At 68.8% G+C, this 22,731-nt stretch carries 20 protein-coding genes; 15 read left to right on the forward strand and 5 right to left on the reverse strand.

The window, feature by feature from the left end; genetic code table 11:
- Positions 1–2: 2 nt before the first annotated feature.
- The 6 genes from mtrA (at position 3) to secA (ending at position 8,904) form a co-directional block, all read left to right on the forward strand.
- Positions 3–680 carry an MtrAB system response regulator MtrA gene (gene mtrA, locus LCL87_RS11970; RefSeq protein WP_005518730.1) on the forward strand — a complete coding sequence of 226 codons (678 nt, stop codon included), beginning with the start codon at positions 3–5 and terminating at the stop codon, positions 678–680.
- Positions 677–2,473, forward strand: coding sequence for an MtrAB system histidine kinase MtrB (gene mtrB, locus LCL87_RS11975; RefSeq protein ID WP_225019779.1), 1,797 nt, complete (start codon positions 677–679; stop codon positions 2,471–2,473). Before mtrA ends, mtrB begins: the two co-directional genes overlap by 4 nt.
- On the forward strand, positions 2,470–4,242 hold the full coding sequence (lpqB, locus tag LCL87_RS11980; protein ID WP_225019781.1) for an MtrAB system accessory lipoprotein LpqB: 1,773 nt from the start codon (positions 2,470–2,472) through the stop codon (positions 4,240–4,242). The genes mtrB and lpqB overlap by 4 nt, the downstream gene beginning before the upstream one ends.
- 75 nt (positions 4,243–4,317) lie before the next feature.
- Complete coding sequence (locus tag LCL87_RS11985; RefSeq protein ID WP_225019784.1) at positions 4,318–4,992, forward strand: ComF family protein; 675 nt, start codon at positions 4,318–4,320, stop codon at positions 4,990–4,992.
- A 241-nt stretch (positions 4,993–5,233) separates the two neighbouring features.
- Positions 5,234–5,911: a ribosome hibernation-promoting factor, HPF/YfiA family gene (hpf, locus tag LCL87_RS11990; RefSeq protein WP_225020019.1), complete on the forward strand. Its 678-nt coding sequence runs from the start codon at positions 5,234–5,236 to the stop codon at positions 5,909–5,911.
- A 155-nt stretch (positions 5,912–6,066) separates the two neighbouring features.
- On the forward strand, positions 6,067–8,904 hold the full coding sequence (gene secA / locus LCL87_RS11995) for a preprotein translocase subunit SecA (protein ID WP_225019786.1): 2,838 nt from the start codon (positions 6,067–6,069) through the stop codon (positions 8,902–8,904).
- A 10-nt stretch (positions 8,905–8,914) separates the two neighbouring features.
- Here secA and LCL87_RS12000 read toward each other — a convergent pair whose 3' ends face one another.
- Positions 8,915–9,427, reverse strand: coding sequence for an Rv3235 family protein (locus tag LCL87_RS12000; protein ID WP_225019788.1), 513 nt, complete (start codon positions 9,425–9,427; stop codon positions 8,915–8,917).
- 206 nt (positions 9,428–9,633) lie between these two features.
- Here LCL87_RS12000 and LCL87_RS12005 point away from each other — a divergent pair, with 206 nt between their 5' ends.
- The 8 genes from LCL87_RS12005 (at position 9,634) to LCL87_RS12040 (ending at position 17,900) form a co-directional block, all read left to right on the forward strand.
- Entirely contained in the window at positions 9,634–10,074 is a 441-nt protein-coding gene (locus LCL87_RS12005) for an HAD-IA family hydrolase (protein ID WP_225019790.1), read from the forward strand.
- The gene (locus LCL87_RS12010) at positions 10,074–11,510 is read left to right on the forward strand and encodes a WS/DGAT/MGAT family O-acyltransferase (RefSeq protein ID WP_225019791.1); all 1,437 of its coding nucleotides are present in this window, start codon (positions 10,074–10,076) and stop codon (positions 11,508–11,510) included. The genes LCL87_RS12005 and LCL87_RS12010 overlap by 1 nt, the downstream gene beginning before the upstream one ends.
- A gap of 21 nt (positions 11,511–11,531) precedes the next feature.
- Positions 11,532–12,053 carry a DUF6912 family protein gene (locus tag LCL87_RS12015; protein ID WP_510850744.1) on the forward strand — a complete coding sequence of 174 codons (522 nt, stop codon included), beginning with the start codon at positions 11,532–11,534 and terminating at the stop codon, positions 12,051–12,053.
- Between the two features lie 118 nt (positions 12,054–12,171).
- The gene (locus tag LCL87_RS12020; protein WP_225019792.1) at positions 12,172–13,287 is read left to right on the forward strand and encodes a ferredoxin reductase; all 1,116 of its coding nucleotides are present in this window, start codon (positions 12,172–12,174) and stop codon (positions 13,285–13,287) included.
- 121 nt (positions 13,288–13,408) lie between these two features.
- Positions 13,409–14,668, forward strand: coding sequence for an acyl-CoA desaturase (locus LCL87_RS12025; RefSeq protein ID WP_225019793.1), 1,260 nt, complete (start codon positions 13,409–13,411; stop codon positions 14,666–14,668).
- A gap of 70 nt (positions 14,669–14,738) precedes the next feature.
- A complete protein-coding gene (locus LCL87_RS12030; RefSeq protein WP_225019794.1) occupies positions 14,739–15,977 on the forward strand; it encodes a fatty acid desaturase family protein in 1,239 nt (412 codons plus the stop codon).
- A 146-nt stretch (positions 15,978–16,123) separates the two neighbouring features.
- Positions 16,124–16,507: a PLDc N-terminal domain-containing protein gene (locus LCL87_RS12035; protein WP_225019795.1), complete on the forward strand. Its 384-nt coding sequence runs from the start codon at positions 16,124–16,126 to the stop codon at positions 16,505–16,507.
- Positions 16,508–16,619: 112 nt separating this feature from the next.
- A complete protein-coding gene (locus tag LCL87_RS12040) occupies positions 16,620–17,900 on the forward strand; it encodes an NADH:flavin oxidoreductase (protein WP_225019796.1) in 1,281 nt (426 codons plus the stop codon).
- A 105-nt stretch (positions 17,901–18,005) separates the two neighbouring features.
- Here LCL87_RS12040 and rsgA read toward each other — a convergent pair whose 3' ends face one another.
- A complete protein-coding gene (rsgA, locus tag LCL87_RS12045) occupies positions 18,006–19,049 on the reverse strand; it encodes a ribosome small subunit-dependent GTPase A (protein ID WP_225019797.1) in 1,044 nt (347 codons plus the stop codon).
- Positions 18,995–20,332, reverse strand: coding sequence for a 3-phosphoshikimate 1-carboxyvinyltransferase (gene aroA / locus LCL87_RS12050; RefSeq protein ID WP_225019799.1), 1,338 nt, complete (start codon positions 20,330–20,332; stop codon positions 18,995–18,997). The genes rsgA and aroA overlap by 55 nt, the downstream gene beginning before the upstream one ends.
- A gap of 37 nt (positions 20,333–20,369) precedes the next feature.
- Here aroA and LCL87_RS12055 point away from each other — a divergent pair, with 37 nt between their 5' ends.
- Positions 20,370–21,125 carry an SOS response-associated peptidase gene (locus tag LCL87_RS12055; protein ID WP_225019801.1) on the forward strand — a complete coding sequence of 252 codons (756 nt, stop codon included), beginning with the start codon at positions 20,370–20,372 and terminating at the stop codon, positions 21,123–21,125.
- On the opposite strand, the gene LCL87_RS12060 is transcribed toward LCL87_RS12055, so the two are convergent.
- A complete protein-coding gene (locus LCL87_RS12060) occupies positions 21,112–22,137 on the reverse strand; it encodes an LLM class flavin-dependent oxidoreductase (RefSeq protein WP_225019803.1) in 1,026 nt (341 codons plus the stop codon). The two genes, LCL87_RS12055 and LCL87_RS12060, sit on opposite strands and share 14 nt — an antisense overlap.
- Before the next feature lie 82 nt (positions 22,138–22,219).
- Positions 22,220–22,714, reverse strand: a complete 495-nt coding sequence (gene ybaK / locus LCL87_RS12065) for a Cys-tRNA(Pro) deacylase (protein WP_225019805.1) — start codon at positions 22,712–22,714, stop codon at positions 22,220–22,222.
- Positions 22,715–22,731: the final 17 nt, after the last annotated feature.

A 22,731-nucleotide genomic window follows, 5' to 3' on the forward strand; every position in this document is an offset into this window, starting at 1 on the left:
ATATGAAGCCAAGGATTCTGGTTGTCGACGATGACACGGCGCTCGCCGAGATGCTCACCATCGTGCTTCGCGGTGAGGGGTTCGAACCCTACGTGGTGGGCGACGGCAGCCAGGCACTGACGGCCGTCCGTGAGACGCGGCCGGACCTGGTGCTGCTCGACCTCATGCTTCCCGGCATGAACGGCATCGATGTGTGCCGCGTCCTGCGGGCGGAGTCCGGCGTGCCGATCGTGATGCTCACGGCCAAGACGGACACCGTCGACGTGGTTCTGGGACTCGAGTCCGGCGCCGACGACTACATCATGAAGCCGTTCAAGCCCAAGGAGCTGGTCGCTCGGGTCCGGGCTCGGCTGCGTCGCACCGAGGAGGAGCCCGCAGAGGTGCTCAGCATCGGCGACATCATGATCGATGTCCCGGCGCACAAGGTCACACGCGACAACGCGCTGATCTCGCTGACCCCCCTCGAGTTCGATCTGCTGGTGGCGCTCGCGCGCAAGCCGCGTCAGGTGTTCACCCGCGAGGTGCTGCTCGAGCAGGTCTGGGGCTATCGCCATGCCGCCGACACCCGTCTGGTGAACGTGCACGTGCAGCGGCTGCGCGCGAAGGTCGAGAAGGATCCTGAGAACCCCGAGGTCGTTCTCACCGTCAGGGGGGTCGGCTACAAGGCCGGACCGCCGTGATCGGTGCCGGACGGAACCGGCGGCGAGTCAAGAGGGCGTTCTCACCGCTGATCCGCTGGTGTCGGGCTTCCGGCAACTGGCTCGCTCATTCGTGGCGCAGATCGCTGCAGCTGCGCGTCGTGGTCTCGGCGCTGTCGCTGTCGCTGATCGTCATCACGATTCTCGGTGTGGTGCTCACCAGCCAGCTCACCGATCGTCTCCTCGACGCCAAGATCACCGCGGCGAGCGAGGAGCTCGACCGTGCTCGGGGCACCGTGGAGGCGCAGCTGTCGGGTGCCGACGACAGCGGATCCCTGCAGGTCCGCCTGGATGCGGCCCGGCTGGCGCTGACGAACCGGGAATCCGACGGCGGTCAGACGTCCGGGTCCGCGGGCACCTTCGACCCGGTGCTCATCGTTCCCGGCGACGGTCCACGCGAACCGACGTCGAGCGGGCCGGCCGAGCAGATCCCGGAGAGCCTGAGCGAGTTCGTGCGCGCGAACCAGATCAGCTACCAGTTCGCGACCGTCAACGATCCCGACGGCTACTCCGGGCCTGCGCTCATCATCGGCAGTCCGACCGCGTCGGACATCGCCGCGCTCGAGCTGTACCTGGTGTTCCCGCTCGCGAGCGAGGACAGCAGCCTGTCGCTCATGCGTGGCACGCTGCTGATCGGTGGTGCGGTGCTGGCGGTGCTGCTGGCGGCGATCTCGATGCTCGTGGCGCGGCAGGTCGTGCTGCCGATCCGCTCGGCGTCCCGCATCGCGGTGCGTTTCGCGGACGGCCGGCTCAAGGAACGCATGCCGGTGCGCGGCGAGGACGACATGGCGCGGCTGGCGATGTCGTTCAACGAGATGGCGGAGAGCCTGTCGAAGCAGATCACGCAGCTCGAGGAGTTCGGCAACCTGCAGAAGCGGTTCACCTCGGATGTGAGCCACGAGTTGCGCACGCCGCTGACCACCGTGCGGATGGCAGCCGACCTCATCCACGACAGCAGCGACGAGCTCGATCCGATCCTCAAGCGGTCGTCGGAGCTCCTGGTGGCCGAGCTGGACCGTTTCGAGAGCCTGCTCGGCGACCTGCTCGAGATCTCGCGACATGACGCCGGTGTCGCGGAGTTGGCGTCCGAACAGCTGGATCTGCGCATGTGTGCGCGTGCCGCCATCTCGACGGTGCGGCATCTCGCGAAGGAGACGTCGACCGAACTGATCGTCGACCTGCCCGAGGAGCCGGTGGTAGCGGAGGTCGATCCGCGCCGCGTCGAGCGGATCCTTCGCAACCTGCTCGCGAACGCGATCGACCACAGTGAAGGCAAGCCCATACTCCTGCGCTTGCGCGCCGACGACGATGCCGCCGCGTTCATCGTGCGGGACCAGGGTGTCGGTCTGCGCCCGGGGGAGGAGAAGCTGGTGTTCAACCGGTTCTGGCGGTCGGACCCGTCGCGTGTTCGTAGATCCGGAGGCACCGGATTGGGGCTGGCGATCAGTGTCGAGGACGCGAACCTGCACAACGGCACGCTCGAGGCCTGGGGTGAGCCCGGTGAGGGTGCGTGCTTCCGACTGACGCTGCCGCGGGTTCGGGGGCGCAAGGTGACGCGGAGTCCGCTGCCGCTCAAGCCCGGGGTCGCCAAGTACGTCCAGGGCCGGCCGCCGTCGGCCGTGCCCGATACGACCGAGGCCGGCGAGGCCCCGGCACCGGTTGCGGCGGAGCCGGCGGTTCCCACCGTGACCGACGCGGATCAGCCGACGGCCGCTCCGCAGCCCGATCCGGACGAGAGTCCGACCGTGCCGAGAGTTCGGGAGAAGGAATCGTGAGCCGGTCGCGGGCGGTGCTGTGCGCCGTGCTCGGGGCCGTGCTCGTCGGTGCGACGGGCTGCGCCAACCTGCCGGATTCGTCTGCGCCGCAGGCGATCGGAACGATCGCACGCTCCATGCCGACCACGAGTGTGGAGGCGCCCGCGCCCGGGCGGGAACCCGACCTACTGCTTCGCGACTTCGTCAAGGCGAGTACCGATCCTGCCAACCGGCACCTGGCCGCCCGGCAGTTCCTCACCAAGGACGCCTCGGCGCGGTGGGACGATGCCGCGAGCGCGACGATCGTCGACAAGATCGACCTCATCCTCGAATCGCGCACCGCGGACCGCGCCGTGTACACGATCCGGGCCAATCGGGTGGGACAGCTCGAGCCGGGTGGCCTCTACCAGGCCCAGGAGGGCACGTTCGAGGCCAAGATCAGCTGGGTCAAGGTCGACGGCGAGTGGCGCATCGACGACCTGCCGTCCGGCGTCATCATGGATCGCCCCCAGTTCCTGAATTCGTACCAGCGCAAGTCGCTGTACTTCCTGGATCCGACCGCCACCACGGTGGTGCCCGATCCCCGATGGGTCGCCGCCAGTCAGGACCAGATGGCGACGCAATTGATCGCGCTGCTCATCGACGGTCCCAAGCCCTCGCTCGCCGGCGCGGTGCGCAACGAGCTGGGCTCCGGGGTGTCGGTGTTGGGCACCATCACGAAGGCGGACGGGCGCTCGTCTCAGGTCGGGGTCGGCCTGGGCGGCATCAGGGTGGACTTCCAGGGGCTCAGCAAGATGAATGCGCAGTCGCGTGAACTTCTTGCAGCGCAGGTGGTCTGGACGTTGGCCAACGCCGACATCTCGGGACCCTACGTACTCCTGGCGGACGGCCAGCCGCTCGATCCCCGCTATCCCGACGGCTGGACGACCGCGGACGTGGCGTCGTTGAATCCGCTCGCGACCGCGAGTGCCACGGTGGGTCTGCACGCGCTGCGCGGCGGCGGTCTGGTGGACGTGGACGACGCCGTCGTGACGCCGGTCCCGGGGTATTTCGGCGCGTCGGACAACCTCCGTTCCGTCGCCATCTCGCGTGACGGTTCCCTCGTGGCGGCGGTGGCGGAGACGCGGCGCCCGGCACCCGAGCCGCAGACCGCGCTGGTGGTGGGGACGTACGACGGCAACGTCGCCACGGCACTCGAGGCGCAGTCGGTGACCCGACCGTCCTGGGGGTACGACGGCACCAGCGTGTGGGCGGTCGTGAACGGCTCGAGCGTGGTTCGGGTGGTCCGAGAGACCGGCACCGGCAAGCTGACCACGATGAACGTCGAGAGCGGGGCCATCAGCGCGATCGGCGGGCCGATCACGGAGCTGCGACTGTCGCGCGACGGTGTGCGGGCCGCCCTGATCGTCGACGGCAAGGTCTACGTCGCCACGGTGGTGCAGTTGCCGGACGGCGCGTACTCGCTCACCAGCCCGCGCGCCATCGCGCACGGGTTGGGCGGTCCGGCACTCTCGCTGGACTGGAGTACCGGCGACACGGTGGTCGTGGCTCGAGGGGGTTCCGAGGTCCCGGTCGTCCAGCTCGCGGTCGACGGTTCGCGGATGGACTCGCTGCCGAGCCGGAACCTGACGTCGCCGGTGACAGCCGTCGACGCGACGTCGACCACCGAGTATGTCGCGGATGCGCGCGCGGTGTTCCAGCTCAACAACAACGATCCGGCCGGCGATCGGTACTGGCGCGAGGTCCCCGGGCTGGCCGGGACGAGGGCGATTCCGGTCCTGCCGGGCTGACCCGGTCGGTCGCCGTCGGCGCTGCCGGTTGTCGCGCGCTGCCGGTTGTCGGTGGTGGGCGGCACACTGCCCGGTGTGCGCACACTCCTCGACCTGATCCTGCCCGCCGCGTGCGGGGGCTGCGGTGTCCCGGGAACCCAGTGGTGCGAGCGGTGCCGCCGGTCGCTGGCGGACGTGCCCATCGCGGTGACGCCGCGGGTGGACCCGGGTGTGCCGGTGTGGGCGCTGGGGCCCTACTCGGGTCCACGTCGGCGCGCGGTGATCGCCGCGAAGGAGCGTGGACGCCGTGACCTCGCAGGGCCGCTGGGCGCCGCGCTGGCGGGCGCGATCGGGGTCCTGCGACTGTGGGGCGAGCTGGGGCCGGCGGACTCGTCCCGGCTCTGTCTGGTGCCCGCGCCGACGCGCGCACGTGCGGCGCGGGTCCGTGGGGGCGACCCGGTGCTCCGGGCCGTGCAGTCCGCCGCGACCTGCCTGGAGGCGGACTGCCGGGTGCGGCCCGTCCTGTCGATGCGCCGGGGCGTGCGCGATTCGGTCGGTCTGTCGGCGGGCGAGCGGCAGGACAACATCGGGGGCCGGATCGTGGTCGATCGGTCGCCGTGGGACCGATCGCCGGATACCGGGTGCCGGAGTCGTGAGGTGGTCCTGATCGACGACGTCGTGACGACGGGCGCCACGTCTGCGGAGTCGGTGCGGGCGCTGGGGACGGCGGGGGTGGCGGTTGCGGCGGTGATCGTCGTGGCCGCCGCGTGATCCGGCAAACCCGGCGAACTGCGAAAACGGTCGATCCGGGCGAATGTCGTCGACGACACACCGGTGAAATCCCGCTGAACAGTGGCACACGGCGCAGTTACGTACTAGCGTCGCCATCACACCCGAAGTCACAGGTGGGAGGTGATATTTCACGTTCTGATACCGGGTGGTTCCCCGCCCGGTCGAGATCGAACTCGCCGGTCTCACCTCAGTGGGCCGGCCGAAAAATCGGGAGGTACGAGTGACGACCCCTATGCAAGCCTCGGTTTTCGTTGACGAAGACACCGCTACGACGGAGGCTCCGAGTACCACGGGCGTGAACAACGCCGAAATCGTCGTCAAAGGACGTAACGTAGAAGTGCCGGAACACTTCCGGGTCTACGTTTCCGAGAAGCTCGCACGACTCGAGCGCTTCGATCCCACCATCTTCCACTTCGACGTGGAACTCCAACACGAACGCAACCGCCGGCAGGCCAAGAGTTGCCAGCGAGTCGAGATCACGGCTCGCGGCAAGGGGCCCGTCGCCCGCGCCGAAGCGAGCGCGGACAGTTTCTACGCGGCATTCGAATCCGTGACTGCCAAGCTGGAAAGTCGGTTGCGCCGCACCAAGGATCGTCGAAAGGTGCACTACGGGGAGAAGACGCCGGTATCGGTCGCGCAAGCCACTGCCGCACTCGCGCAAGATGATTCGCTGGCAATCGACCGCGATCTCTCGCTGGACGGCGAGGCGCCGCCCGGCCCGGGTCAGATCGTGCGCACCAAGGTCCACTCCGCCGCGCCGATGACCGTCGACGACGCGCTGTACGAGATGGAACTGGTCGGCCACGACTTCTACCTGTTCCACGACAAGGAGACCGATCGGCCCTCCGTCGTGTACCGCCGCCATGCGTTCGACTACGGATTGATTCGCCTGGCCTGACATTGCGGCCGGTCGGTCTACTCGTCCGACCGTGAATACGCATAACATGGGATCCGGCTGGGGTCACCCGACCTCGGCCGGATCCCGTTTGTCATGTATCTGCCATCGATACCGACACCTGGAACCCGACACCTGGATTGAGGACGAAGAGGACCGTGCCGTCACTGTCGCTATCGAAGCTGCTCCGTGTAGGTGAGGGTCGCATGGTCAAGCGGCTCAAGCAGATCGCCGATCATGTCTCCTCCCTCTCTCCCGAGGTCGAGGCGCTCTCCGACGAGCAGCTGCGGGCCAAGACCGAAGAGTTCAAGAAGCGTTACGCCGACGGCGAGACGCTCGACGAGATGCTGCCCGAGGCTTTCGCCGTCGCGCGCGAGGCAGCGAGCCGCGTGCTCAGCCAGCGTCACTTCGACGTGCAGGTCATGGGCGGTGCCGCCCTGCACTTCGGCAATGTCGCCGAGATGAAGACCGGTGAGGGCAAGACCCTGACCTGCGTCCTTCCGGCGTATCTCAACGCAATCTCCGGTGACGGCGTCCACGTCGTCACCGTCAACGACTACCTCGCCAAGCGCGACTCGGAGTGGATGGGCCGTGTCCACCGCTTCCTGGGGCTCGAGGTCGACGTGATCCTGTCGGGCATGACGCCCGCGCAGCGGCGCCAGGCGTACGCGGCCGACATCACGTACGGCACGAACAACGAGTTCGGCTTCGACTACCTGCGCGACAACATGACGCACACGCTCGACGACCTGGTGCAGCGCGGCCACAACTTCGCCGTCGTCGACGAGGTCGACTCGATCCTCATCGACGAGGCCCGCACCCCGCTGATCATCTCGGGCCCGGCCGACGCGTCCAGCAAGTGGTACGGCGAGTTCGCGCGCATCGCGCCGCTACTCAAGCGTGACGTCCACTACGAGGTCGACATCAAGAAGCGCACGATCGGCGTGCACGAGGCCGGCGTCGAGTTCGTCGAGGACCAGCTCGGTATCGACAACCTGTACGAAGCCGCGAACTCTCCGCTGGTCAGCTACCTCAACAACGCCATCAAGGCCAAGGAGCTGTACCAGCGCGACAAGGACTACATCGTCCGCGACGGCGAGGTCATCATCGTCGACGAGTTCACCGGACGCATCCTCGTCGGCCGCCGCTACAACGAGGGCATGCACCAGGCGATCGAGGCCAAGGAGAAGGTCGAGATCAAGGCCGAGAACCAGACTCTCGCCACGATCACGCTGCAGAACTACTTCCGTCTCTACGACCGGCTCTCGGGCATGACCGGTACCGCCGAGACCGAGGCCGCCGAGCTCCATCAGACGTACGGCCTCGGCGTCATTCCGATCCCGACGAACCGGCCGCTGATCCGCGTCGACAACGGCGACCTGATCTACAAGACCGAAGAGGCGAAGTTCGACGCGGTCGTCGACGACGTCGTCGAGCGGCACCAGAAGGGCCAGCCGGTCCTGATCGGCACCACCAGCGTCGAGCGCTCCGAGTACCTCTCGAAGCAGTTCACCAAGCGCGGGGTGGCGCACAGCGTGCTCAACGCGAAGTTCCACGAGCAGGAGGCGACCATCGTCGCCGAGGCCGGCCGCTCGGGCGCCGTGACGGTCGCGACCAACATGGCCGGCCGCGGCACCGACGTCGTGCTCGGCGGCAACCCCGACATCATCGCCGACATCGCGCTCCGCAAGCAGGGCCTCGACCCCGTGCACAACCCGGAGGACTACGAGGCGGCGTGGGACGGCGTCCTCGACAAGGTCAATGCCGAGGTCAAGGCGGACGCGGAGAAGGTCCGCGCCGCGGGTGGCCTCTACGTGCTGGGCACCGAACGCCACGAGTCTCGTCGTATCGACAACCAGCTGCGTGGTCGTTCGGGACGTCAGGGCGATCCCGGCGAGTCCCGCTTCTACCTGTCGCTCGGTGACGAGTTGATGCGGCGCTTCAACGGTGCGGCGCTCGAGTCGATCATGACCCGCCTGAACCTGCCCGACGACGTCCCGATCGAGGCCAAGATGGTCTCGAAGGCGATCAAGAGTGCGCAGACGCAGGTCGAGCAGCAGAACTACGAGATCCGCAAGAACGTCCTCAAGTACGACGAGGTGATGAACCAGCAGCGCACCGTCATCTACGACGAGCGTCGCCGCATCCTCGAAGGCGAGAACCTCGAGGGCCAGATCGATTCGATGATCACCGATGTGGTGACCGCCTACGTCAACGGCGCCGCGGCCGAGGGCTACGTCGAGGACTGGGATCTCGAGCAGTTGTGGTCGGCGCTCAAGACGCTCTACCCGGTGGGCATCGACTACAAGGAACTGGTCGGCGCGGCGGAGGCGGGCGAGTCCGACCTCGACCGTGAGGGTCTGCTCGACGCCCTGCTGAAGGACGCGCACGCGGCGTACGAAAAGCGGGAGCAGGAGATCAACGAGATCGCCGGTGAGGGCGGCATGCGCGAGCTCGAGCGTCGCGTGATGCTGTCGGTCCTGGACCGCAAGTGGCGTGAGCACCTCTACGAGATGGACTACCTCAAGGAGGGCATCGGGCTGCGCGCGATGGCGCAGCGCGACCCGCTGGTCGAGTACCAGCGCGAGGGCTTCGACATGTTCACCGGGATGCTCGAGGGGCTCAAGGAGGAGTCGGTCGGATTCCTCTTCAACCTCCAGGTCGAGGCCGGGACGCCGCAGGGCGGCGGTTCTGCGGTGAGCGTCACGGCGGCCTCGGCCGCTGCCGCCGCCGCGAGTGGTCCGGCACTGGGCCAGCAGTCCGCTCCGGCGTCCGAGAGCGCACCTGCCGCACCGGTGGCGCTGCGGGCGAAGGGCCTCGACGACGAGCAGCCTCGCGGGCTGACGCTGTCGGGCCCGGCCGAGGACGGCAACGCCCAGGTGAGCCGCGCGGCCGGCGACATCGACGGTGAGACCGGCACGCGGCGTGAGCGTCGCGAGGCGGCCCGTGCCGACTCGAAGTCGAAGAAGGCGCCCAGGTCCAAGCGCAAGCGCTAGACCGTGCTCGTCAGGCGATCCGCAACGACGTGATCGCCCATCCGGCCGGGTGTGCGCCCTTGCCGCGTTCGATACGCGCGGCGACGGCGAACACCCGGCCGCCGCGGTTGTAGGTGCCGAACACCTCGGCGGCGTCGGCGCGGACGACGCGGACATGGATGCGCGTCAGGGTCGCGCCTCCCAGGCGGCGACTCGCGGCCGCGGACCGGATCAGTGCCGGCACCAGGTCGTTCACGGACGGTGTCAGCAACGGGCGCAGATGAGCCGGTGGCCGGCGTCCGTCGAGAACTTCGAGGGTGAGCCGGAGCGCGTGTTCGGTGAACCGGCGCAGCTCCGGGGGCGTGGTGGATTCCGCACCGGTCCGGGGTAAGTGGGTGCGGGGTGAGCGCCCGTCGTGCGGTGACCTGCGCGCGGTGCCGACTCGTGGCTCGGGCGTCGACCGATGGCCCGGCGGACGGGCCGCGATTCGTGTGGGCGGCTCGAATTGTGGTGCGGGGGAGATGAACCGGTGTGGCACCTGCATGATCGCCCTCTCCGGTGCCGTGATGCGGCACGCTCGTCGACTGCGCCGACCGGATCGGGTTCCGGACGGACGCGGGTGGTCGACTCCGTGGAGAGGCGGAATCTGCGCGACAGCATGACATGTTCGGCCGCGGAAAGCGAGAGGTCCCGGCGGTGCCGGGGTCGGTTGGTGTCGCGGAGACTTCCCGGCCCACCTAGGGTGGGGGAGTGCAAGGGCTGGTGCTGGACTTCGGTGGAGTGCTCGCGGGGCCGGGCGCGGACGGTCGTCTCCTGGCGGGCGTCGTCGCCGCGGCCCGGCGCGACGGGGTGCGCACCGCGATCCTCAGCAACGACCCCGGCGGCCCGGGCGCGCAGCAGTTGCGGGACCTCGAGGGGCCGTTCGTCGACGTCGTGGTGATCTCGGGAGACGTCGGGATGGCCAAGCCCGGTCGGGAGATCTACGAGTTGACGGCCGACAGGCTGGGGTTGCCGCCGGGCGAGTGCGTCTTCGTCGACGATCTGATCGGAAACGTGCGCGGCGCCGTGGCCGCGGGCATGGTGGGGGTGCATCACGTGGACGCGGCAACGGCCGCGGAAGAGATTGCGATTCTTCTCGATTCGGACGGTAGGGGATTCGACGCGAGGGCGGCCTGGGACAGGGGGCATTGATGGCGAAGGCGACGAGGCTCACGACGCAGGACGCGTCGTTCTACTTCCTCGACGGGGGTACCGCGCCCATGCACATGGGCTCGGTTGCGGTGCTGGAAGTTCCGTCGGACGGCTTCGATTTCGAGGCGGTGCTGCGGCTCGTCGACGCGCGCCTGCACCTGGTTCCGCGGTATCGGCAGAAGGTGCGCGAGGTGGCGCACGGGCTCGCGCGGCCGGTGTGGGTCGACGACCAAGACTTCGACATCACCTACCACGTGCGGCGGTCGGCGCTGCCGTCCCCGGGCACCGACGAGCAGTTGCACGACCTGGTGGCACGGCTCCTGTCGCGACCGCTGGACACGACCCGGCCGCTGTGGGAGATGTACGTGGTCGAGGGGCTGACGGGGAATCGGTGCGCGGTGTTCGTGAAGTCGCACTCGGCCCTCGTGGACGGCGAGAAGGCTCTCGACATCGGCCAGGTGCTGCTCGACGACACGGCGGTTCCGGACGAGACGTCGGTGGACCTGTGGATGCCGGAGCCGGCGCCGAGTGAGCCCGCGCTCGTGGCGGGCGCGCTCGCGCAACTGGTCTCGCAGCCGCGCGAGGGCATCCAGACGCTTCGCATGACGCTCGGCGACATGTCCGGCGTGGTCGACGAGACGGTGAGCGCCCTCGGCAAACTCGCCGCACTGGCACGCACGGCCGCGCAGCCGGCGCCCTCTAGTCCGCTCAACGCGCCGATCTCGCGCAACCGCCGGTTCGCGACAGCCACCACCGACCTCGAGCGGTATCGCAAGATCCGGGCCCGTTACGGGTGCTCGATCAACGACGTCGTGCTGACGGTGGTCGCCGGCGCGCTGCGGAACTGGCTCCTGTCCCGCGGCGAACCGGTGTCCGAGGCCACGACCCTGCGCGCCCTGGCGCCGATGTCGATCTGCGAAGCACATCCGGGAACGAACGGTGCGAGTGTCGTCGACGTGGGTGGCGACGACGGGCGCCCGCACGGGCGGACGTCGTCGTTCCTGGTGGATCTTCCGGTGGGAGAACCGAATCCGGTGATGCGGCTGTCCCACGTGGCGCACGCGACCGAGGCGTTCGGGCGACAGAGCCGGCAGGTGACCGCCCGGACGATGATCCGGCTGTCGGGGTTCGCGCCGGCGTCGCTGCACGCTCGCGGGGCCCGTGCCGCGAGCAGTCTGTCGCACCGGATGTTCAACGTCATGGTCACCAATGCGCCCGGACCCCAGATCCCGCTCTACCTGGCCGGCATGCGAATGGTCGCGATGTATCCGGTGTCGCCGCTGCTGGAGAATCAGGGCCTGAGCATTGCGTTGACGTCCTACGACGGCAACGTCTACTACGGTTTGAATGCGGATCGCGACGCGATGGCCGATGTGGACGTCGTGGCCGCGTCGCTGCACGAGTCTCTCGAGGAGTTGTTGGATGCCAGTGGCTGAGTCGGTGACCGGAGGTCGAGCGTGAGGGTCTACGTTCCCGCGACCATCGCGATGTTGGAGCAGTTGGTCGCCGAGCGCGAGCTGGTGCCGGTGAGCCGGACCGCCTTCGCGGTGACTCCCGCGCTGCGGGAGGCGTACCACTCCGGTGACGAGGACGAGCTGTCCGAGGTGGCGATGGCGGAGGCGGCGCGCGCGTCGCTGCGGCTCATCGCGGCCGCCGTCCCGGAGCCCGGCAGCGACGCCCCGGCGCCGCGGTTCCGGCGCGCGGTGATCGCGGCGGACGTCGAGGACGCGGACGCCAAGCACCGTCCCGATCTCGACGACGCCGTCGTCCGGCTCGATCAGGTGATCACGCTGAAGCAGGTGGCGTCGGTGCACGTCGACCTGGCCGAGGCGGAGCCGGACATCGAGAAGGCGGTCGCGATCATCGACGACGCCGATCTGGGTGACGCCGACGCCGAGTTCGTCCTCGGGGACGCCGAGGACCACGAGCTGGCGTGGTACGCGACGCAGGAGCTGCCGTTCCTGCTCGAACTGCTCTGATCCGGGTCGGACGTCCCGCGAGTATCGTTACCTTTGCTCATTACTCGGGCGTAAGTTACGCCACCGTAGGCGCATGCCCTACGCTGGCCGTACGCCCGAAAAGCGAGATGGAGGTCGGATGGGACTGAAGAGCTGGATCGAGGGGCCTGCAACGGGAGTTGCCGGCTCGAACCGGTCCGTGGCGAGCCTGGTGCGCGGTGCCGTGACCAGGTTGACGACGCCGCTGCTCCCCGACGACTACCTCCACCTGGTGAACCCGCTGTGGTCGGCCCGCGAGCTGCGCGGTCGGATCGTCGAGGTTCGGCCGGAGACGTCAGACTCGGCGACGCTGGTGATCAAGCCGGGTTGGGGCTTCGACTTCGACTACCAGCCGGGCCAGTACGTCGGCATCGGTATCCACGTCGACGGGCGCTGGCACTGGCGCTCGTACTCGCTCACGTCGGCGCCCAACGTCGACAACAAGCTGATCTCCATCACGGTCAAGGCGATGCCCGAGGGCTTCCTGTCGAGCCATCTCGTCACCGGTGTGCCGTCGGGTGCGATCGTGCGACTGGCCGCGCCCACCGGCAACTTCGCGCTGCCCGAGCCGCCGCCGGGCAAGATTCTGTTCCTCACAGCCGGCAGTGGCATCACCCCGATCATGTCGATGCTGCGGACGATGAGTCGTCGTGGGGCGTTGCCCGACGTCGTGCACGTCCACTCGGCGCCCACCGAGGAAGCGGTGATGTTCGGCGACGAACTCGTCGAGCTGGAAAAGTCGCACCCCACGTTCCACTGCCACGTCCGGCACACTCGGGCGCAGGGCAAGTTCGAACTGGCGTCGCTGGACGAGGTCTGCCCCGACTGGCGTGAGCGTCAGGTGTGGGCGTGCGGTCCGCAGGGCATGCTCGACGAGATCGAGAAGACCTGGGAGCAGGAGGGCATCGGCCCGAACCTGCATCTCGAGCGCTTCGCGGTGTCCCGCGCGGATCTGTCGGGCGAGGGCGGCACGGTGACGTTCTCCCGTTCCGGCAAGCAGGTGCAGGTGGACGGCGCCACGACGCTGCTCGAGGCCGGCGAGAAGGCGGGCGTGCTGATGCCGTTCGGCTGCCGCATGGGCATCTGTCAGACGTGTGTGGTGCCGCTGGAGTCCGGTCATGCGGTCGATCTGCGCAACGGCAAGGAACACGCCGAGGGCGAGCGCATCCAGACGTGCATCTCGGCCGCAGCCGGCGACTGCACGCTCGACGCCTGATCACACCTGTGATCTCGGTATCTGCGAGATCTGCAGGTGTCCGAATTCCCGTATCGTTGACTCCTGTGCCTCGCGTCGAGTCTCGACGCCGGTGAACTGATCTATCCAACGGAGGACCTCGGTGGCCATTACGGACATCAAAGAGTTCGCCCACCTCACCGACGCCGATATCGACGCCCTCGGGCGCGAGTTGGACGCGATCCGTCGCGACGTCGAGGAGTCTCGGGGCCTACGCGATGCCCGCTACATCCGGCGCACGATCAAGCTGCAACGCTCCCTCGAGCTCGGAGCACGGGCGCTGCTCCTGGCCGGTCGGCGCAAGCCTGCCTGGGTCGCGGGCACCGCGATGCTCTCCCTCGCGAAGATCATCGAGAACATGGAGCTCGGTCACAACGTCACCCACGGCCAGTGGGACTGGATGAACGATCCGGAGATCCACTCCACCACGTGGGAGTGGGACATGACGGGCCCGTCCGAGCACTGGAAACGCGCCCACAACTACACGCACCACACCTACACCAACATCGTCGGCATGGACGACGACGTGGGATTCGGCATCCTGCGGATGACGCGTGACGAGAAGTGGCAGCCGATCAACCTGCTGCAGCCGATCGCGAACGTGATCCTGGCGGCCACGTTCGAGTGGGGCATCGCGCTGCACGACCTCTCGGCGCAGAAGAACCTCGAGGGCGTCGACCACAAGAAGTGGAACACCGCGCCCAACAAGCAGTTCGCCGTCAAGATCGTTCGCCAGGTCGGCAAGGACTTCGTGCTGTTCCCGGCGCTGTCCGGCCCGGCGTGGAAGCACACGCTGGCCGCGAACGCGACGGCCAACCTGGTGCGCAACCTGTGGGCCTACGCCGTCATCTTCTGCGGTCATTTCCCGGATGGGGCCGAGAAGTTCACGGTCGAGCAGTTCGAGAACGAGACCCGGGCGCAGTGGTACCTGCGACAGATGCTCGGCAGCGCGAACATCGACGCGGGGCCGGTGATGGCGTTCCTGACCGGCAACCTCAGCTACCAGATCGAGCACCACCTGTTCCCGGACCTGCCGTCGAACCGGTACTCCGAGATCGCGGTGCGGGTGAAGGCGCTGTGCGTCAAGTACGACCTGCCGTACACCACCGGGCCGCTCAGCAGGCAGTACCTGCTGGCGCTGCGGACGATCCACAAGCTGGCGCTGCCGGACCGGTTCCTCAAGCGGACCTCGGACGACGCCCCCGAGACGTCGTCGGAGCGCAAGTTCGCCTCGACCGGTTCGCGGATCGCGGAGGCGCTGCGGGTCGACGCCGCGACGGGACAGCGTCGCGGCCTGCTGTCGGCGCTGCGCGCGCACGCCGAGGCGACGGTGAGTCGGCGTCGGGGAGTTCGCCGGGCATAGGCTACTGTGACGTGTCACACAGTCATCCGGAGTTAACCTACGGTGCCGTAACTTACGGTACGGTAGGCCCGTGGCGATTACCGACATCAAGGAGTACGCGCATCTGACGGATGCCGACGTCGAGGCGCTTGGACGCGAACTCGACGCCATCCGCCGTGACGTCGAGGACTCCCGCGGAGAGCGCGACGCGCGCTACATCCGCAACACCATCCGTCTGCAGCGGTCGCTCGAGATCGGTGGACGCGCGATGCTGTTCGGCAGCCGGAAGCGGCCCCTGTGGCTGCTGGGCGCCGGCATGCTCGGCGTTGCGAAGATCATCGAGAACATGGAACTCGGGCACAACGTGATGCACGGGCAGTGGGACTGGATGAACGACCCCGAGGTCCATTCGTCCAGCTGGGAGTGGGACAACGTCGACCCGTCGGCGCACTGGAAGCAGACCCACAACTACCTGCACCACAAGTACACGAACATTCTGGGCATGGACGACGACGTGGGCTACGGCCTGCTGCGCGTCACCCGCGACCAGAAGTGGCGGCCGTTCAACTACGGCAACCTCGGCTACAACGCGGTGCTGGCGCTGCTGTTCGAGTACGGCATCGCGATCCAGCTGCTCGAGCTGGGCCGGGTGGCCGCGGGCCGCGATGACCGCGAGTACACCAAGCGGAACGCCAAAGAGGTGGGCCGCAAGATCGCCAAGCAGACGCTCAAGGACTACGTCGTCTACCCGGCGCTCACCGGCAAGGCATGGAAGAGCACCCTCACGGCGAACATGACCGCCGGAGTGATCCGCAATCTGTGGACCAACGCGGTCATCTTCTGTGGTCACTTTCCCGACGGCGCCGAGAAGTTCACGAAGGCGGACGTCGACAACGAGACGCACGCCGAGTGGTACCTGCGGCAGATGCTGGGCAGCGCCAACATCTCCGGCGGCCCCGTCATGGACTTCATGACCGGCAACCTGAGCTACCAGATCGAGCACCACATCTACCCGGACCTGCCGTCCAACCGGTACTCCGAGATCGCGGTCAAGGTGCGGGCGCTGTGCGAGAAGTACGACCTGCCGTACACCACCGGTCCGCTGCCGGTGCAGTACGCCAAGGCGTGGCGCACCATCGCCAAGCTGTCGCTGCCGAACAAGTACCTCAAGGACACCTCGGACGACGCGCCCGAGACGGCGTCCGAGCGCAAGTTCGGTGGCAACGCGACCGCGACCTTCGACCCGGTCACCGGCAAGCGCCGTGGACTGGTCTCGGCGATCAAGGCGTCGAAGAAGCGCCGCGGGCTGCGCGCGCTGGTGTCGCGCTAGACAGTTCACCCGGATCCCCGGGGGCTCACCGATTCGGTGCGGCCCCCGGGGATTCGTGCTTCCCGATTCGCTGTGCCCGGGCGGGCGGGCGGTGGGAAAGTGGAAGGCACATCTCGTTCGGTGTCCTCTGGTGAACGGAGCAAGCGATGGACTCGTTCTGGGAGTACTTCTGGCTGGTCTTCGCGTGCTTCGCCTTCGCGGCGTACGTGATGGTTCTCTTCTCGATCCTCACCGACCTGTTCCGTGACCATCGGACGTCCGGGTGGGGCAAGGCGTTGTGGGTCCTCTTCCTGTTCGTCCTGCCGATCATCGGTGAGGCCGTCTACCTGATCGTCCGCGGTCGCGGCATGATCGAGCGGTCGGCCCGCGCCGACCGGCGGTACCGGGCGGCCGAGGACGCCTACATCCGGGGGGTTGCGGGTACGCCATCCGTGGACGACCTCGCGACGGCGAAGTCGCTGCTCGACTCGGGGACGATCACCGACGACGAGTACCGCGTCCTCGAGGCGCGTGCGCGCGGCGTCGCCTGATCCCGGCTCTCGATCTCGACGGGTTGTCCGGTGGGAGGGACGCGGTATTGACGCCGCGGCGACCTCCACGAATCGTGGTGCCCGTCACAGTGGATCGAGAGAAGGGCGACTCATGACCATCGCAGGCCTACCCACCGAGACGGTGACCCCGGACCCTTTCGCCCCAGCCACCCTGGGGCCCGTCCGGCTGCGCAACCGCATCATCAAAGCCGCCACCTCGGAGGGACGGTCGCCGGAAGGCCTCGTCACCGACGATCTCATCGACTTCCATCTCGGTTTCGTCCGTGGCGGGGTGGGGATGACGACGGTGGCCTACTGCTGTGTCGCCCCGGAAGGCGCCAGCGCACCGGGCCAGATCCTGATGAGCCGCAAGGCGCTCCCGGGTCTGCAGCGGCTGACCGAAGCCGTCCACGGAGCGGGTGGTGCCATCGCCGCCCAGCTCGGCCACGCCGGCGTCGTCGCGTCGAAGAAGATCACCGGAGTCACGGCGATGTCGCCGAGTCGTGTGATCAATCCGTCATCGCTCGAGTACTGCCGGGAGATCACAGCGTCGGAGATCCGTCGCGTGATCGACCAGTTCGGGGACGCTGCGTCGATCGCCGTGGAGGCGGGCTTCGACGCCGTCGAGCTGCACTTCGGACACCTGTATCTGCCGAGCTCGTTCCTGAGCCCGCTGCTCAACCGCCGCAAGGACGAGTACGGCGGCACCATCGACAACAGGTCGCGGCTCGTGCGGGAAATCGCGCAGCGGGTGCGCGAGGTCGTCGGTGATCGGATCGCGGTGACCGCGAAAATCAGTATGGACGACGGCATCCGGGGCAGCATCTGGCTGTCCGAGTCGCTGCGTACCGTCCAGCTTCTCGATCAGGACCGCAACCTCGATGCGATCGAACTGACGCAGGGCTCGTCCTTCTTCAAACAGATGTACCTGTTCCGCGGTGACGTCCCCGTGGACGAGTTCGCGGCGGTGATGAAGGAGCCCTTCAAGACCGGTGTCCGGCTCTTCGGGAAGCGCGCGCTCGGCACCTACCCGTACGAGGACCTGTACATGCTCGAATCGGCTCGCCAGTTCGTCCCGGTCGCGTCGGAGACCCAACTGATCCTGTTGGGCGGCATCAACAACCACGACCACATCGCCACCGGCATGCGCGAGGGCTTCGGATTCGTGGCGATGGGTCGGGCGCTGCTGCGCGAGCCGGATCTGGTGAGCCGGATCCAGGCCGACCGCACCGTCTCCGGACGCTGCAATCACAACAACAAGTGCATGTACACCGTCTACGGACGCACTCACTGCGTCCTCGACCCGGACAGCACTCACGGCGCGGCGGGGCCGGCCACGGCCACCTCGTTCACGGCCGACCGGTCGAGGGAACTGCCGATCACGCCCGCCTGACGCGACGCCCGGCACACGCTGGAACGCCCGCCCCGGGAGCCGGGGCGGGCGTATCCCGGTCGGAAAACCGGTTCGACGGGGGTGCCGCAGGAATCAGCTACGGTCCTACGTCCACGACTCGTTGGACATCAGCGCGACCAGCAGTCGACGCACCGCCTCGACGCGGGCGGCGGAGTCGCCTTCGAGCTTGTCCAGCGCACATTCCGGGTCCGCGGGCGGGCCCAGATGCGTGCAGCCCCGCGGGCAGTCCTCGGCGGCCGCGGCCAGGTCGGTGAACGCGTCGACGACGTTCTCGGGCGAGATGTGGGCCAGCCCGAACGAGCGGATGCCGGGGGTGTCGACCACCCAGCCGCCGCCGGGCAGCGGCAGCGCCACCGACTGTGTCGAGGTGTGCCGGCCCTTGCCGACGCCGGACACCACACCCGTGGCCCGATCCGCATCGGGCACCAGGCGGTTGACCATCGTCGACTTGCCGACGCCCGAGTGCCCGATCAGCGCGGTCAGCCGGCCCTCGAGGATCTCGGTCACCGGTTCGATCGGATCGTCCCGGCCGGCGACCACGACGGGGATGTCGAGGCCGGCGAACGTTGCGGCGAACTCGTCGGGCGTCGCGAGATCGCTCTTCGTGAGGCACAGAATCGGTTTCAGCCCACCGACGTAGGCGGCGACGAGGGCACGCTCGACGAACCCGGTGCGCGGCGGCGGGTCGGCCAGCGCGACGACGATCAGCAGCTGCTCGGCGTTGGCGACGACGATCCGCTCGAACGGGTCGGTGTCGTCGGCGGTGCGACGGAGCACGGTCGACCGGTCCGCGACCCGCACGATCCGAGCGAGGGTGTCGGGCTTGCCCGACAGGTCGCCCACGACACTCACCTGGTCGCCCACCACGATCGGGGTGCGGCCGAGTTCACGGGCCCGCATCGTCACCACGGGACGATCCGGGTCGCCGCCCAGCACGACGCCCCAGCGACCCCGGTCCTTGGAGACGACCATCGCCTCGGCGGCGTCGGCGTGCTCGGGCCGGTTCTTGGTCCGCGGCCGCGTCCCCTTGCCCGGGCGAATCCGGACGTCGGACTCGTCGTACTGCCGGCGGCTCAGGACAACGCCCCCTGCTCGGCGGATGCGGATTCGTCCAGCATTGCCGCCCACAGGTTCTCGAACCCGGGCAACGTCTTGGCGGTGGTGCCGACGTCTTCGATGTCGACGCCGTCGACGACCAGTCCGAGGATCGCGCCGGCCGTCGCCATCCGGTGGTCGGCGTACGAGTGCCACTGCGCGCCGTGCAGCGGGCGCGGTTCGATGCGCAGGCCGTCGTCGGTCTCGGTGACCGCGCCGCCCAGCTTGTTGATCTCGGTGGCGAGCGCCGCCAACCGGTCGGTCTCGTGGCCGCGCAGGTGCGCGATGCCGCGCAGCACCGACGGGCCGTCCGCGAGCGCCGCCAGTGCCGCGACGGTGGGGGTGAGCTCGCCGATGTCGCGCAGGTCGATGTCGATGCCGCGCAACGTCTTCGGGCCGGTCACCGTGAGAACGTCGTCGTCGAGGCGGACGTCGGCGCCCATGTCGGCGAGGATCCCGCGGATCGCGTCTCCCGGCTGCGTCGTGCGGGACGGCCACAGCGGCACTCGCACGGTGCCGCCGGTGACGGCGGCCGCGGCCAGGAACGGCGTCGCGTTCGACAGATCGGGCTCGACGATCCAGTCCACGGGATCGATCTTGCCCGGCAACACCTTCCAGGTGTCGGCGTCGCCGCTCTCGCCGGGCGTGTGGACGGTGACGCCGGCCTCGCGCAGCATCTCGACGGTCATGTCGATGTGCGGCATCGACGGCAGCGAGCCGCCCTGGTGCCGGACGGTGACGCCCTCGTCGAAGCGGGCCGCCGACAACAGCAGTCCGGACACGAACTGCGACGAGCCGGACGCGTCGATCGTCACGGTGCCGCCGCGCAGGCCGCCGCGGCCGTGCACGGTGAAGGGGAGCGCGGTGCCGTCGATGTCGGCGCCCAGCCCACGCAGTGCGTCGAGGATCGTGCCGAGCGGCCGGGTGCGGGCCTGCTCGTCACCGTCGACGGCGACGGTGCCGTCGGCGAGGGCGGCGGCAGGTGGCAGGAAGCGCATCACCGTGCCGGCGAGGCCGCAGTCGACGGCGCCGCCGGTCATCGGGCCGGGGACCACATGCAGGGTGGTGCCGGTCGCGGCGTCGGGGGTCGCGGTGATCGCGACGCCGAGCGCCCGCAGGCCCTGGATCATGAGGTCGGTGTCGCGGCTGCGCAGCGCGCCGGTGATCGTGGACGGACCCGACGCGAGCGCCGCGAGGATCAGCGCCCGGTTGGTGATCGACTTCGATCCGGGCAGCGTCACGGACGCATCCACGGGGGCTTCGGCTCGGGGCGCTCTCCACAGGCTCTCACGACTCACCGGTCCATCTTCTCTCATGACGCTCTCTGTCGGTGAGCCGTGCCAGCATGGAGGTATGTGCGGCAGGTATGCGACGACGGCCGACCCCGCGACGCTCGCGGTGGAACTCGATGCGGTGAACGAGACGGGGGAGTCCGGTTCGGAGGCGGCGGACTACAACGTCGCCCCCACGACCCAGGTCCTCACCGTCGTCGCGCGGCACGACCGCGGCGACGACGACAGCCCGGTGCGGCGCCGGATCCGGCGCATGCGCTGGGGACTGGTGCCGTCGTACGCGACCGAGCCGGGCAAGGGTGCGCCGCTGTTCAACGCCCGCTCCGAGACCGTCGCCACCAAGGCCGCGTTCAAGACGTCGCTGCGGTTCAAGCGCTGCCTGGTCCCGATGGACGGCTGGTACGAGTGGCAGACCGAGCCCACGGCGGACGGCAAGGCCGCGAAGGTGCCGTACTACATGTCCCGCGGTGACGGGGAGCGCATGTTCATGGCCGGGCTGTGGTCGGTGTGGCACGACCCGAAGGCGCCCCGGGAGGCGCCGCTGCTGTCCACCACGATCCTCACCACCGACTCGGTGGACCAACTGGCCAACGTGCACGACCGGATGCCGCTGATCCTGCCGCCGGACCGGTGGGAGGCCTGGCTCGACCCGGACAGCCTCGGCCACCCCGACCTGATCCGGCCGAGCCTCGAGTCGGTCGCGGCCGTCGAGATCCGGCGCGTGTCACCGAAGGTGAACAGCGTCCGCAACAACGGCCCCGACCTCCTCGTGCCGGACGACGGGGAACGGTCGGGCGAGCAGATCAGCCTGCTGTGAGCGGCTGCCGCGCCGCGAGGCCGGTGACGTCGGCGACCAGTTCGAGCGAGCGCATCCACGCGTCCCGCTCGGTGGCCGACGACGCGACGATCAATTCGTCGGCGCCGGTCCGCGCGGCGAACCGGTCCAGATAGTCGCCCACCACGGTCGGGGTGCCGACGGCGGTGTTCTGCACCATCGCCAGTACGTGCCGACCCGCCGGCGACTCGAGGGCCATGTCGGCCTCCTCGGGCGTGAGCGTGCGGCCGCGCTGGACGAACAGCCCGACCCGCTTGCGCTTGGCCTCCAGGAACAGGCGCTGCGCCTCGTCGTCGGTGTCGGCGGCGATCACGTTCACGGCGGCGATCAGGTACGGCTCGGCGAGCTGCGCCGACGGCCGGAAGTCGCGACGGTAGATCGCGATCGCGTCGTCCAGGGCGGCCGGGGCGAAGTGCGACGCGAACGCGTACGGCAGACCCAGCGCCGCCGCCAGCTGCGCGCCGAACAGCGACGAACCCAGGATGTACAGCGGCACGTTCGTGCCCCGGCCCGGGGTCGCCTCGATCCCCGGGATGCGCGACGGACCCGTCAGGTACCCCTGCAGTTCGAGCACGTCCTGCGGAAACGACTCCGCGGAGCTGGGGTCGCGGCGCAGCGCCCGCATCGTCTGCTGGTCGCTGCCGGGAGCGCGGCCCAGGCCCAGGTCGATCCGGCCGGGATGCAACTCGGCGAGGGTGCCGAACTGTTCGGCGATCGTCAGCGGGGCATGGTTGGGCAGCATGATGCCGCCGGCGCCGAGGCGGATGCGCTCGGTGTGCGCGGCGACGTGCGCGATCAGCACGCTCGTCGCCGACGACGCGATCGCCGGCATGTTGTGGTGCTCCGCGTACCAGATCCGCTCGTAGCCCCACCGTTCCGCGTTCCGGGCCATCTCCACGCTGGCCAGGAAGCTGTCGCCGGCCGTCTCGCCCGCACCGATCTGTGCGAGGTCGAGGATGGAGATGGGCAGGGAGAGACCAGTCACGCCGGACACCGTCTTTCGTTCGTCGAAGATTCTTCTCAGGGGCAACAGCGGCCGCTGCCCATAGATTCCGCGGCGGTGCCGCGTTGCGCACTCAGCCGGCGGTGATCTCCGCGACCACCGCGCCCGCGAGCCGCACCAGATCCTGCGGTGCCACCTCGATCTCGAGGCCCCTTCGCCCCGCGCTGCACAGCACGCGGTCCCACGTCAGGGCGGAGGCGTCGATCACCGTCGGAAGGCGCTTGCGCTGGCCGAGCGGCGAGATGCCGCCCAGGACGTACCCGGTGGACCGTTCCGCGTCGGACTGGTCGGCCATGACGGCCTTGCTCGCGCCCAACGCCGCCGCGGCCGCCTTGAGCGACAGCTTCGACGGCACCGGCAGCACCGCCACCGCGAGCTTGCCGGTGTCGGTCTTGACGACGAGCGTCTTGAAGATCTGTGCCGGTTCGACACCGAGGTGGCCGGCCAGGGAGTGGACGGCCTCGTCCCCGTAGGACGACGCGCGGGCGTCGTGGTCGTACTCGTGGACCCGGTGCGTCACCTTCTCCTTGTCGAGCAGCTTCGTTGCGGGAGTCGATGTTCCGGCCATGAGCAGTCACTCTAGAG

Source organism: Prescottella equi (assembly GCF_020171745.1).
Taxonomy (GTDB): domain Bacteria; phylum Actinomycetota; class Actinomycetes; order Mycobacteriales; family Mycobacteriaceae; genus Prescottella; species Prescottella equi_A.

What these genes read in the sequence shown, in the direction of transcription:
- LCL87_RS12040 (WP_225019796.1), top strand. Translation starts at nt 16,620, where the DNA reads ATGACCATCGCAGGCCTACCCACCGAGACGGTGACCCCGGACCCTTTC.
- ybaK (WP_225019805.1), bottom strand. Translation starts at nt 22,714, where the DNA reads ATGGCCGGAACATCGACTCCCGCAACGAAGCTGCTCGACAAGGAGAAG.
- LCL87_RS12035 (WP_225019795.1), top strand. Translation starts at nt 16,124, where the DNA reads ATGGACTCGTTCTGGGAGTACTTCTGGCTGGTCTTCGCGTGCTTCGCC.
- LCL87_RS12010 (WP_225019791.1), top strand. Translation starts at nt 10,074, where the DNA reads ATGGCGAAGGCGACGAGGCTCACGACGCAGGACGCGTCGTTCTACTTC.
- LCL87_RS12000 (WP_225019788.1), bottom strand. Translation starts at nt 9,427, where the DNA reads ATGCAGGTGCCACACCGGTTCATCTCCCCCGCACCACAATTCGAGCCG.
- aroA (WP_225019799.1), bottom strand. Translation starts at nt 20,332, where the DNA reads ATGAGAGAAGATGGACCGGTGAGTCGTGAGAGCCTGTGGAGAGCGCCC.
- mtrA (WP_005518730.1), top strand. Translation starts at nt 3, where the DNA reads ATGAAGCCAAGGATTCTGGTTGTCGACGATGACACGGCGCTCGCCGAG.
- LCL87_RS12055 (WP_225019801.1), top strand. Translation starts at nt 20,370, where the DNA reads ATGTGCGGCAGGTATGCGACGACGGCCGACCCCGCGACGCTCGCGGTG.
- LCL87_RS12020 (WP_225019792.1), top strand. Translation starts at nt 12,172, where the DNA reads ATGGGACTGAAGAGCTGGATCGAGGGGCCTGCAACGGGAGTTGCCGGC.